This is a genomic window from Candidatus Firestonebacteria bacterium RIFOXYD2_FULL_39_29 (genome assembly GCA_001778375.1).
Taxonomy (GTDB): Bacteria; Oederibacteriota; D2-FULL-39-29; order D2-FULL-39-29; family D2-FULL-39-29; genus D2-FULL-39-29.
Window position 1 is genome coordinate 13,920 of the sequence record MFGV01000001.1, and the last position, 13,490, is coordinate 27,409.

At 36.9% G+C, this 13,490-nt stretch carries 10 protein-coding genes; all 10 read right to left on the minus strand.

What is annotated here, in order from left to right:
- Window positions 1-3 precede the first annotated feature (3 nt).
- Complete coding sequence (locus A2536_07405; protein OGF48458.1) at window positions 4-1,374, minus strand: radical SAM protein; 1,371 nt, start codon at window positions 1,372-1,374, stop codon at window positions 4-6.
- Window positions 1,364-2,902 (minus strand): methionine--tRNA ligase, encoded by a 1,539-nt coding sequence (locus A2536_07410; protein ID OGF48459.1) that lies wholly within the window; start codon window positions 2,900-2,902, stop codon window positions 1,364-1,366. The genes A2536_07405 and A2536_07410 overlap by 11 nt, the downstream gene beginning before the upstream one ends.
- The gene (locus A2536_07415) at window positions 2,899-4,086 is read right to left on the minus strand and encodes a hypothetical protein (GenBank protein ID OGF48460.1); all 1,188 of its coding nucleotides are present in this window, start codon (window positions 4,084-4,086) and stop codon (window positions 2,899-2,901) included. Before A2536_07415 ends, A2536_07410 begins: the two co-directional genes overlap by 4 nt.
- Window positions 4,079-5,062 (minus strand): hypothetical protein, encoded by a 984-nt coding sequence (locus tag A2536_07420; protein ID OGF48461.1) that lies wholly within the window; start codon window positions 5,060-5,062, stop codon window positions 4,079-4,081. The genes A2536_07415 and A2536_07420 overlap by 8 nt, the downstream gene beginning before the upstream one ends.
- A gap of 26 nt (window positions 5,063-5,088) precedes the next feature.
- Window positions 5,089-5,736 carry a dTMP kinase gene (locus A2536_07425; protein OGF48462.1) on the minus strand — a complete coding sequence of 216 codons (648 nt, stop codon included), beginning with the start codon at window positions 5,734-5,736 and terminating at the stop codon, window positions 5,089-5,091.
- A gap of 12 nt (window positions 5,737-5,748) precedes the next feature.
- Complete coding sequence (locus A2536_07430) at window positions 5,749-6,537, minus strand: metallophosphoesterase (protein ID OGF48463.1); 789 nt, start codon at window positions 6,535-6,537, stop codon at window positions 5,749-5,751.
- A gap of 90 nt (window positions 6,538-6,627) precedes the next feature.
- Complete coding sequence (locus tag A2536_07435; protein OGF48464.1) at window positions 6,628-8,199, minus strand: ribonuclease Y; 1,572 nt, start codon at window positions 8,197-8,199, stop codon at window positions 6,628-6,630.
- Between the two features lie 303 nt (window positions 8,200-8,502).
- Entirely contained in the window at window positions 8,503-10,398 is a 1,896-nt protein-coding gene (locus A2536_07440) for a hypothetical protein (GenBank protein OGF48465.1), read from the minus strand.
- A gap of 15 nt (window positions 10,399-10,413) precedes the next feature.
- Window positions 10,414-12,822, minus strand: a complete 2,409-nt coding sequence (locus A2536_07445; GenBank protein OGF48466.1) for a hypothetical protein — start codon at window positions 12,820-12,822, stop codon at window positions 10,414-10,416.
- 100 nt (window positions 12,823-12,922) lie between these two features.
- Complete coding sequence (locus A2536_07450; GenBank protein ID OGF48513.1) at window positions 12,923-13,489, minus strand: 5-formyltetrahydrofolate cyclo-ligase; 567 nt, start codon at window positions 13,487-13,489, stop codon at window positions 12,923-12,925.
- Between the last annotated feature and the right edge of the window lies 1 nt (window position 13,490).

Below are 13,490 nucleotides of genomic sequence, written 5' to 3' on the forward strand. Positions count from 1 at the left end.
TACTTATCCTACCTTTCCAAATTGCCTTATTTTAAATTTTACTTTTAGTTCTTCTTCCGCCACTTTTCTGCAAGCTTCAATATCCGTCCCCGGAACTGTAACCACACTTGCGATTACTTCCGGTATATATTTTTTTGCCTCTTTTATAAATTCTTTCACACCGGAATAAGCAGCTTCCTTAAATTGTGATGAACACAGTTTTTGATAGCCTACAGAGTCCGGCGCATTCAGACTAACCGAAATTGCGTCTACAAAACCCGTTAATTCAGGTAAAACATTTCTCCTGTGAATAAGATTACCCTGACCGTTAGTATCAATCCTTATTCTGGCGCCTTTTGATTTTAGTCTTAAAGCTATCTCCTTTAAAACTTCAAACCTGATCATAGGTTCTCCAAAACCGCAGAAAACTACTTCTTTATATTTTGAAACATCTCCTGCTGCTTCTATTATTTCTCCGGCTGTCGGCTCACGGTCAATTGCTAAATCATGTCCCTTTACCAGCGTACTTTCATTTCTAGCGCAAAAACTGCAATGGTTGGAGCATCTATTGGTCAAATTTATATACAAAGAACCATTTATCTCATAAACTATCTTACCTCTTTGTTTTACTCCCAATTTAAACAAATAACCTGCATTTAACTCAGACCAATTTGAAACACTTTCAAAAGTAATGCCTTTAATCCCGGCAACTTTCTCTGCAGTTTCTTTTAAAAACGCAGGTTCATTTCTCTGCCCTCTTTTTGATTGAGGGGCCAAATAAGGACAATCAGTTTCTAAAAGCAAACGACTTAACGGTATTTCTTTAACAGCCTCTCTCAAAACCGCAGCACTCGGATAGGTCACAGCCCCGCCAACGGCAATATAAAAACCAAATTTAAGAAACTCGTCAAGAAGCATTCTGTCTCCTGTAAAACAATGGAGTACTCCTCCGGCTTCCTGTCCGTTTTCTTCTTTTATTATTCTTATCGTGTCAAGACTGGCGTCTCTGCTGTGTATAACCAGAGGAAGACATTGATTCCGGGCGATACCAATAAGCCGTCTGAAAACCTTATGTTGATCCTCTTTTGAACAGGTGTTTCTAAAATAGTCAAGTCCTGTTTCCCCTATACCCACAACTTTCTTATTTGAAGCATTTGTTTTTATATAGTCATAGGCTGTTTCGTCCACTTCCGCACAGTAATGCGGGTGAAGCCCTAACGTACAATATATATTATCATATTCTGCTGCTATTTTTAAGGAATTTTTGTTTCCTTCAACATCCGTGCCTATATTAATAATATACTTTAAGCCCGCAATTTTTGCATTTTCAATTACTCTCGCTCTATCATCCGAATACTTATCATCTTCCAAATGGGCATGAGAATCAACCAGCATTTTCTTTTTCCTTTTTTTCTTTTGGAAATAGAACAGGTCCTTTTACTAATAATGTCCCGGATTTTAAATATCCGAATTCCATGATTTTCTTATGGTCACTATTAATATGCCCGGCTCCCAGACCCAGTTGATTTAATATTTTCACGGAGGTTTCCGGCATAAAAGGATAAACAAGAAGAGAGATAATCCTTATCCCTTCCAACAAATAGTATAACACACATTTTAACCGTTCCGGGTCGTCAGCCTTTGCAAGTTTCCATGGAGCAGTCTTCTCAATATATTGATTTAACAGGCGTATAAAAACCCAGGTGTTCTGAAGAGCTCCTGAAAAATCTATTTCTTCCATTGATTTATTCACCGCAGTTATTGCACATAAGGCAGCGTCCTCTATTTCTTTTTCAGCAGCAGATGCAGAACTATACGCAGGCACCTTATTCTCGGAATATTTTTCGCACATTACAATTGCCCTGCTTACCAGATTACCAAGATCATTTGCAAGTTCATTATCACGCCTTCTAAGTAATCCTTCAGATGAAAAATCTCCGTCCTGCCCAAAAGTAGTTTCCGCAAAAAGAAAATATCTTGCAGCATCTACCCCTGCAATCGCGACAAGCTCATCTACATTTATGACTTTCCCTCTTGATTTTGAAATTTTTTCTTTATTAAAAGTCCACCAACCGTGCGCAAAAATACTTTTAGGCGGCTCCAGTTCACCGGCCATTAACATCGCCGGCCAGATTATCGAATGGAACCAGAGTATATCTTTTCCCACCAAATGGACATCGACCGGCCAGTATCTTTCATATTTTTCTGACGGATAATCTACCCCCGTAATATAATTCGTAAGCGCATCAAACCATACATAGGTGATATGATTTTTATCAAAAGGCAGCTCAATCCCCCACTTAAAACTCTTTCTGGAAATAGAAAGATCCTGAAGACCTTCCTTAAGCCGGAACAATATTTCATTTCTCCTGGATTCCGGCATTACAAACTTCTTATTCTTATAAAAAAGTTCCAATAATCTATCTCTATATGCCGAAAGCTTAAAGAAGTAACTTTCTTCCTTTAATAATTCAACTTTTGTTTTATGCACAGGACAATAACCGTCAATTAAATCCTTTTCAAGAAAATAAGCTTCACAGCCGGTACAGTAAAGCCCTTCATATATTCCCTTGTATATGCCGCCTTTCTGATATACCTTAAGAAGCAGATCTGATACAACTTTTTTATGCTGTTCTTCCGTAGTACGTATAAATCTCGAATAATCAATATTTAATATTTTCCAGGCAGCTTTATATTTAGGAATCAGAGAATCAACAAATTCCCTAGGTGTTTTATTATTATTTAAAGCAGCGTCTTCAATTTTCTTTCCATGCTCATCAGTTCCTGTAAGAAAAAATACATCTTCCCCTAAAAATTTATGCCATCTTGAAAGAATATCCGCTGCAAGTGTTGTATAAGCATGTCCTATATGAGGAACATCATTAGGATAATATATCGGTGTCGTTACATAATATTTCTTCACTTTTTTTCTCCGGACACTTCAGCAGCAGAGAAAACCTTAATATCAGGATTCACAAGACCCGTTGGCTTCGGCAGTTCACTTCCAACACCGGTCTTGTTACCGGCATTATTTTGTCTGTGCTGCTGGCTATTATACCAGCTCTTTTGCCCTTGATTATTTTGTCTGCCCGGCTCTTTATCTTTATTCTGAGCATTACGATTATTCCCATGCTGCTGTTTTCTGTTATTCTGCCAATCTCTGGAAGCATTATTAGCATTTTGAGTCTTAATTGCTGCTTTTGTCTGAGGTTCTGAAAGTTTTACATCTTTAGTTTCCTGTATTTTATTTGTATTTGCAAGCGCAGCTTCTTTAACAGAATCATATTGACCCTGCTCATAAGCAAGACAACACATCAACCTTCCGCACATACCGGATATTTTTGTTTGATTAAGAGGTAAATGCTGTTCTTTTGCCATTTTTATTGTAACCGGAATAAAGTCCTTAAGAAAAGAAACACAACACAACTCTCTTCCACAACAACCGTAGCCTCCAAGCATCTTTGCTTCATCACGAACACCAATTTGCCGCATCTCTATTCTGGCTTTGAGGAGATATGCAAGATCTTTGACCAACTCCCTGAAATCCATCCTTTTTTCCGCAGTGAAATAGAATACTATCTTGGAACGGTCCAGGGAAAAATCAGCCTCTACAAGTTTCATTTCCAGACTTTTCTCCTCAATTTTCTGCTGGCAGGATTTATAAGCATCTTTCTCCTTCTGAATGTTCTCATAATAATGCTTTATATCCTCCTGCGAAGCAACTCTTAGAATCTTCATTAAACCGTCTATTTTACCGTCCGTTATAAGTTTTGGCAATTTAACGACTTGTCCAAACTGAGGCCCGTCCTCTGAATCTACTACACAGTTAGCCCCTTCTTTTATACTCCCGTTATATGAAAAGCAATTAAACAGTTTACATCTGTCTCTGAATCTTACATGAATCTGAAAAACCGGAGAAGCGGAAGAAACTGCAGAAGCTGTTGGAGCTGCAGGAGCAACAGGAACTGCTGGAGCTGCAGCATGAGGACAACCGCTGCCATCAGCACAAGAGCAAACGTGTCCCGGATTAGAAGAACCTTCGTTTACCTGAGACTTTCTTTCCTGATTTTCACCGGGATTTGATTGCTTATTTATTGTTTCATCCATTTCTTATATCCCCTTTAACCAAAATACTGTTAATGACCAGATCCTGATTCATACTTAGATTTCTGGATATCAGGCTTCTTGAGCCATCCAGATCCCTGATAATATTTGAAATACTTTCCAACGGAAGAAGAGCGGAATATTTTTTAATCATATTTTCTTTATCAGAATTAAATATCAAACCTTTCCCAATCTTCATTTTAAAAACATCATAAAAGAAACTTTCAAGAATATCCGTGGTCATAATAGAAAATTTCTCAAATTTATTCTTTATCGTTTTAATTTCAAAGAGTTGTTTGGCTGAATAATAAGATTCCAACATCCGGAATATTATTTCTCTTAACTCAAGGTTCTTTTCCTCTATCAGCTCCAATGCTCTTGCCGCACTACCTTCAGATGCCCTTGCCGCATATTCAATTATGCTTTCTTTGGCATTACTTTTAAAAATCAATATATCTCTCACTTGCTCCAAAGTCAGACCTCCGAATTTTATCACCTGACATCTTGACTTTATAGTCGGTAAAATAAAATACGGATTTGCTGCAATCAAAATAAACACTCTTTTCCCAGCCGGCTCTTCTATGGTTTTCAAAAGCATCGGAACAGCATCCTTTGTAAGTCTTTCCGCATTGTTTATTATTATGAATTTATATTTATTAAAGTAAGAAGACAAGCTCTGATCTTCCAGTAAAGTTTTAATCTGGAGTTTCTTTATAGTAGCGCCGTCCTGTTCCACTACCGCAATATCAGGATTTAAATATTTTGATTGTTTTTCACAGGAATCACAGCCGGAACATGACCGGAAAGCTTCGAAATCAGGATGTTCGCAATTAACCAGCCTGGCGAACTCCACAGCCAATGCTTTTTTTCCCACCCCTTCTTTTCCGAGAAAAAGATAGGCATGCGCCATTCTATTATTGACAAAAGAAGACGCAAGTATTTTTTTCTGATTATCATGACCTGTAATGTTTTCCAGCATAGATGTCCCGTTAATCTGTAAAGCAATTATACCCGGCTTTTGTTTTTAAACGCCCCGGTTTTTAATTTCTTATCAGCATATAAGAATACTTGCTCTGATATTTTTTCTATTGTCTGAGTCCCGCAAATAATTTTTATTCTATTTGGCTCTCTCTTCGCGATAGAAATGTAGCCTTTACGAACTTTATTATGAAAAGATGATTTTTCCAATTCCAGCCTGTCTTTACTTCCCGATCTTTTGCATGCTCTTTTTAATCCCAGTCCGACATCAATATCCATATAAAAAGTAAGATCAGGTTTTAATCCCGAAGCAGCAAAATCATTCATACTTTTTATCAATTGTTTTGAAATACCTCTGGCATACCCCTGATAAGCCATCGTTGAATCTGAAAATCTGTCACAAATTACAGCTTTACCGCTTTCTAAAGCAGGTTTGATTTTATCTTTTACATGTTGAGCCCGGCTTGCAAGGTAAAGAAGTAATTCTGCCGCCGCCGACATTTTTTTATTCTTTGGATCAAGCAGGAGTTCTCTGATCTTTTCTGCAAGCTCCGACCCTCCCGGCTCTCTTGTTTTAACTACAGAAATACCGAGAGATTTAAGGTGACACTCGAGCAAGTCAATCTGTGTAGTTTTCCCGCTGCCCTCAGGACCCTCAAATGTAATAAAAATCATCTAATATACTCCCTAACCCCTTAGATACTTTCTGCAAATCCTGGTAATGCTGACCGCTCTTCCGGAATTATCATCTATTTCCACAAAAACACCGTTAACATTAATATTTTTAGTTTCAACCTCAAATCTTACCGGAATGTCATAGAGGAATCTTTGCAGTGCTATTTCTTTCTTCATCCCGATTACAGAATCGGCAGAACCGCACATACCTGTGTCGGTAATAAAAGCTGTCCCATCCGGAAGTATTCTTTCATCTGCAGTTTGAACATGTGTATGTGTCCCAAAAACTGCGGAGACCTCACCATCAAGGTAACAAGCAAGCGCATTTTTTTCTGAAGTAATTTCGGCATGGAAATCAATAATAATTATATTTGTTTCAGCTTTAAGTATTTTAATAGCCTCTTTTGCGGTTCGAAAAGGACAATCAATGTTAGAAAGATAAACCCTTCCTTCAAGATTTAAAACTCCAACTTTCAGACCATTTGCAGCCGTATACACCTTAAAACCTATTCCGGCAACCCCCGGAGGGTAATTTGCAGGCCGGAGTAACCTCGGTTCTTTGTCTATTATCTGCATTACTTCTTTTTTATCCCAAATATGGTTACCGGAGGTGATTACATCAATTTCAAATGAGAACAGGTCTTCTAAGATCTTTGGTGTAATTCCAAAACCATGCGCAGAGTTTTCACCATTAGCAATTACAAAATCAGGTTTAAACTCACGCCGAAGATCAGGAAGCAACACCTTTATTGCATCTCTTCCCGGTTCTCCTATTATATCTCCAAAAAACAGGATTTTCATTTAATCCCTTCCATTTGTTTTATCTGCTATTTTATCTGTGATATCTCATTCATATCTGTGCCATCAGTCTCTACGCCTTAGGCGGAGGACTTACTTAGCATATTCAGAAGCACGCATTTCCCTGATAACCGTAACTTTAACCTGTCCCGGATATTCCACTTCTTCTTCTATACGTTTAGCTATATCTTTTGCGATCTGAAGTGCTTGAGAATCATTAATTTCAGTATGTTCTACCATAATCCTGATCTCTCTTCCTGCTTGAATCGCAAATGATTTTTTTACCCCGGTAAATGATTCGGCAATATTCTCCAGCTTTTCAAGACGCTTAATATATGTTTCTAAAGATTCACGCCTTGCCCCGGGTCTTGCTCCTGAAATTGAGTCGGCAGCCTGAACAATTATCGCATCTATTGTTCTTAATTGATCGTCTCCATGATGGTCTCCAACAGCGGAAATAACTCTGGGACTTTCTTTGTATTTTTTTACCAGATCGGCACCTATTTGAGGATGTGTACCTTCAATCTCATGGTCAACAGCTTTACCGATATCGTGTAACAACCCCGCGCGTTTAAACATTACAGTATCAAGACCTAATTCACCGGCAAGCATACCTGCCATATTAGCAACTTCTATCGAGTGCTGTAAAATATTCTGTCCGTAGCTGGTTCTATATTTTAAGCGGCCTATCAATCTTACCAATTCAGGGTGAATACCGGAAAGGCCCATGTCCAAAACCGTTCTCTCTCCGGTCTCTTTGATTTTTTCTTCTACTTCACTTTTAACTCTTTCTACAACTTCTTCTATTCTTGTAGGATGAATTCTTCCGTCAGATATCAAACGCTCTAAAGATATCCTGGCTATCTCCCGGCGTACCATGTCAAAACCGGACAAAACGACAGCTTCAGGAGTGTCATCAACTATAACGTCTATCCCTGTAGCTGCCTCAAGCGCCCTAATATTACGCCCTTCTCTTCCGATAACACGGCCTTTCATTTCCTCATTTGGAAGAGGAACAACCGAAACAGTTGATTCTACTGTATGATCAATTGAACAACGCTGTATAGCAAGAGAAATAATCTTCTTTGCTTTCTTTTCAGCTTCTTCTTTTGCTTCATCTTCAATACGCTTAATTATAGCGGCCGCATCATGATGAGCCTGTTTTTCCAACATCTCAAGAAGCATTTTTTTCGCACTTTCTGTAGTTAATCCTGATATCTTTTCAAGTTTTACCCGCTCATCCTCAATCATTTTGTTTAACTTATCGTCTTTATCCTTTAATATTTTATCTTTTTGAATAAGCTCATTCTCTCTGGTCTTATACTCTTTTTCCTTCTGATCTAATAGATCTACTTTTTTATCAACATGTTCTTCCCTCTGAACCAGTCGTTTTTCAAGGTTTTGAATTTCAACGCGTCTTTCCTTGGTTTCCGACTCAAACTGCTGCTTTGCCTTATACAGCTCTTCTTTAGCTTCAATAATAGCTTCTTTCTTCTTTGCCTCCACTTGTTTTTCGGCGTCAGTCAACAACTTTTTTGCAACTTGTTCAGCCGATGCAATCTTGTCTTCTGACGTTTTTTTCCGTATCATCCAGCCAATAACAATACCTAATACAGCCATTACTGCACTACTAAACACTATAATCAATATTGTAGTAATATTCATGTAGGTTTCCTCCTCATTTGAAAAATAAGAACGCTTTGAAAGGTTTGTATTAGGTATTAATAGGAAAGATTATTTCGAATAGGTTAAATTCTGTCCGCTTTTCCTGAACAAACAAAGCTTTTTATTTTTAGCAGATGCTAAAAAGACAGAATTTCTATAAACAAAAACAGAATTCTCTTCTGATTTGTAAATTTTATCCAATTCTAAAAACCCTATGAAATAAAACATTCCCATATACACCTTACCTTTACTTATAATATTATATTATATAAATCCTGATTTGTCAACCTAGTTTTCAGTTAACTAATGCTGCACAGGGATAATAACACCTCTCATTATTACTCTTTGTGCAAAACCAAAGATAAATAAAGTAGGTATAGCTGATACTACAAGAGCGGCCATTAGTAAAGACGGAGATGCCCAAATCTGCATTTCATACAACCATACCATAATAGTCCACATACTTGGGTCCTGACACACAAGTAAAGCAAACATAAAGGCCGTATAAGCTCCCACAAATGCTCCCAGTGCCAGATATGCAAGTATAGGCTTAGCCAATGGCAGTGTAATATCCCAGAATATTTTCATCTCACCTGCTCCATCCATCTGAGCGGCTTCATAGAATTCCTTGGGCAAGCTGTCAAAGAATCCCTTGAGAATAAATATACTATAACCACTCGCCAGTCCCGGCAATACCAAAGCCCAATATGTATTTAACATATGCAGTTTCTTTAGCATTAAAAAATTAGGTATCATTGCCACTTCTGCAGGAAAAGCCATTGTTGCAAGCAAAAATATCAAAACCTTGTTACTATATGACAGGCTGAACCTTGAAAGCGCATATGCGCACATCGGATTAACCGTGAGTGTTGTGAATATTATAATAAAGCAAAAGATAGCAGTATTAATCACAGCTCTTCCATGCAGAAGAATGTACTCAGATACTTCCTTATAATTTCTGGTAATAAAGTTCATTCTGATTTTTCCGGGATTTTCCTTCAAATCAAACCAATCGTTCAATTCACAAGGAATTCTAATTTCTTCGAAAGTTTTATACGAAGATGTATACACTTTATTATAATCACTAATATTTTTGTACTTCTTCTCCGCAAATTCCCTGAATTTTAATTCACTTGTTTGTATTTTGATATATGATGCAGGAAATGCTGTTTCTTTATCTTTTATCATCTCCAATATATCAGGGAATATCTTATTATTTACCTCATTTTCATAGTTATCTTTTATTCTTAACTCCTTGAAAGATTTGTATCCTCCCTTAGGATTAGACGGAAAATATATAATATTAAGTTTCTCAATTTTCTTGTATTTTTTTTCTAAATATCTGCGATATATCGAATCAGTTCTTTCATCAAGTTTGAAATAGATCAAAGGTACTCTTGATTTTGCGAAATACTCCCAATCTTCCTTTATTTTTGTACCTGCTATCGTACCTGAGAATAGTATCTCACTGAACTTTTTATAGTTTGACTTGTATTTTTCATTAAAAAAAGAAATATTATTATATTTACGTATTAAATATAGCTGAAAATTACCTTCTATTAAAACAGGATACAGATAATTATTTGGCAGCTGACTCTTAAATTCCAAATACTCCTTGACCAATAAACTGTCTTCATATTTAAAACCCCTATCATCAAGTCTTTCAAAAGGGCTTCTCAACCTGGTAAAATCTTCATTTTCCATAGCATATTTTTTATTTACTATTTTAATATCCTTGTATTTATTTTCAATATATTCTCGATAAAGACGTTCCGCCCTTCCGGTGGCAGAACCTACGACGCGAAACCCCATTGCTTTGTATTGAGCAGGTAATTCTGTCATGTATTCTTCCCAATCAGATCTTACTTTTCGAACATCTATTCCTGAATATTTCGGAATTTTAACATCTTGAAACCTGAGATAATATTCCGATGCTCTGTGGTTAAACAAGTCAAGACTCGGATTCGTGGCGGTATATTTATCTGAAACATACTTTTTAAATAAATACTCTTCATTGTAAAAATATTTTGGTATAACACGATATTCCATATAATCAACTTCATTTGTTGTCGATCCCGCCAACATAAGCAAAAACGGATAAACCATGGTAATACCGCCTAAAATTAAAAATAAGTATAAAAGAGCAAAAATAAAAATCGTTTTTGGACTCTTTCTGCCCACTGAATCTATTAAAGGCATTTTAAACCCTCCAGCCTATAGTTTATTTACAGTCGTAAATCTGACATCGCGCAATATCCGTAATTGCAGTACAGTAAAGCCTACCAAAAAGCTTCCCAAAACCCAGGCAATAGCTGTCGCATATCCAAACCTGAGATATACATAAGCATTATAAAATATCTCAAGACCTATAACATGCGTAGCATTTGCAGGGCCTCCGCCTGTCATTACTAAAATATTTGAAGTTGCATTAAAAGCTCCTATGAATGCACCCACAAAATTTATTATAAGCAGCATACTCAAAGTAGGGTATGTAACATGCCTTAATTTACCCCATATCCCGGCTCCGTCTATGGATGAAGATTCATACAATTCTTCGGGAACATTTTTTAATGCTGCAAGATAAAAAACACTTCCCGCTCCTACCCCACCCCAGATACCGGGAATGATAATGCAGAGCATCGCAAGTTTTGAGTCAAAAAGCCACATCTGACCCGGAAGATTAACAGCAGCAAGAAGTTTGTTGAATAAACCTGCCTGACTAGGCTCGTAAAACTGTTTCCAAAGGAGAAGGACTATTATGCCGCTAGTTACAGTCGGAAGGTAAAATATCATTCTGAAAAACAAAGAACCCCTTGGTATCTCATTAAATATCAAAGCCAGTATTATTGGAGCAAAAAAACCAAGTGCTAATGTCAGAACAACGTAAAAAACAGTATTCACTACTGATTGCCAGAAAATAGGCTGCCAAAATAATTGAATGAAATTACCAAGACCTATCCATTCACTGTTTCCGACTATTTTATAATTCTGAAAGGCCATCAGCAAACCGCTGCCAACAGGAAAGTATGACCACATCAGTACAGTAATTACAGCAATACCCATAAAAAGCCAGGCAAACATATGATTTCTGAAACTTGTCTTCTGATAATTCACAGCATTTGGTTTTGACATTTCCTTAAATATTCTAAACGCCCTGATTCCAAAATAGGAAAAAACAACAGCAATTACGAAAAGAACAATCCAGACTTTGGCAGTCCTGTTTTTCCGTTCCTTCTCTTCCAGTTTCCCAAGCAATTGCTCATTAGTATGCTTTTCAGCTATTGCCAGTTCTGCTGCAATATCAACATTCGGATTACTCTGAATTTTATCAAGTACTACCGAAAGCTCACTATAAATCATATCACAGTTTTTGCCATAAGGCTCGGGATGTGCGTATTTAAATGCTTCTTCGTTTACTTTTATCCATTGTGGATTGGCATCTTCAAGTAAATCACTATAACCAAAACTCTTAAGATATTTTGGATTCAAAAACCTGCCCAAACCTTCTTCAACCAATATTCCTGTACTGATTCTTTTTGGTTCTTCACTGCTCATATATTTAAGATATCTTACAGCAGCATCAAAAACCCGGGGATCTTTAACCTGAGAATTCACTCCAAGCATATCCTGGTTAAACTCTCCGCCTCCTTTACCTGTCGGACCAACAGGTAAAGGTGCAATTTCATACAATTCCGTATTTGCGCCCGGAGGAAAGAGTTTCTGTTCATCAATATAGTTAAAGCTCATTCCTATTCTGCCTTCAGACATAGCTCTGGTAATTTCCGTAGAAGAACCTCTAAAAACAACACCCTTATACTTTTTACCGTTTTTTATAAACTCTTCATGGAAAAGTCGCTGATAGAATTTTAATGCCATAATAGTTTCTTTACTGTTATATACAGCCTGCCACTCGCCTTTTTCATTTTTAGCAACAATGTCACCGCCGGCCTGATAAATAAAATTAAAGAAATGCCAACCGGCTTCAACTCCCGTAGGTCCCGCATACCCATAGATACCTTTATCAGGGTCATACATTTTTTTTGAATACTCTATAAACTCTTCCCAGTTCTTTGGCGGCTTCTTTGGATCAAGTCCGGCTTTTGCAAAAACATCTTTTCGATATTGCATTGCCATTATCAGTGGAGCTCCAATTGGAATAAGATATAAATGCTCTTTCCCGTCAGGAGGACCTTTTTGCATTATAGCCGGCATTATTTTAGGATGGAATTTACTAATCTCTTCATTTGAAAAATACCCGTCCAAAGGCAAATATAACCCTTGATCAATATAAGTCGTACTTTTCCTTAAATAACTCAGCATAACATCAGGAGCGGTTCCGCCGGCTAAGGCCATGCTTACAGAATCAGCAGAATCCATACCCGCCATAGCAATACCTGCAGCCGCTTTTAATTCAAGATCAGGATTTAACTCAAGAAACCTTTCATATACCTGTCTCTCAGCACGCATGTATGCCGATCTAACATCTTTTCTTGGAATACGCCATATTTTAAGTACTACTTTATCGTTACTTTTATTATTTTCCGCAAGAATAATACCAGGTAATGTTATTATTGCCGCGAGAATATAAATAAAAAACTTTACATATATAACTTGCTTTTTCACTAAACCTCCTAAATTTAATTAATTATTATATTATACACTTAAAATTCATTACAATCAATATAACGTCTGATTTCTTCAAAGAAGTGAACAACAGATTAAATTACAGACATGACTTAAATGCTCTTTTTTCCGTTATTATAATATCCAATCTCTGGTCATTCTTTTCATTCGGAATACTTTTAAGCAGTTGAAAATTAAAAGCAAGTCCGACCTTAATTGCCTTCATTTTTTTTAAAAAACGGTCATAAAAACCGCCGCCATATCCAAGCCTATTTCCATCGCAATCAAAACCAACAACCGGAACAATGATTATATCCATATTACGACCGCGAAATAGCCCCTTACATCCTTTCTTTGGCTCAAGAATGCCATATTTAGACCTCTCAAGACTGTCGGGAAATTCCCTTATCCTGACTACACTTAGCCGTCTATTCTTAATGTCAGCTAGAGGTACAAATATTTCTTTTTTTATTTTTAACGCTTTACTTATCATTCTATGCGTAAACACCTCATTATTAAAAGACACATAAAACATTACTTTTTTGGCTTTTTTGAATTCAGGAAGAGAGAAGAGTTTTTTCATTATTACCTTGCTTTTACAGTTGATAACTGAGGGTTTTTGAAGCGATCTTATTTTCTTAAGCTTTTGTCTCAGCCTCTTTTTTATC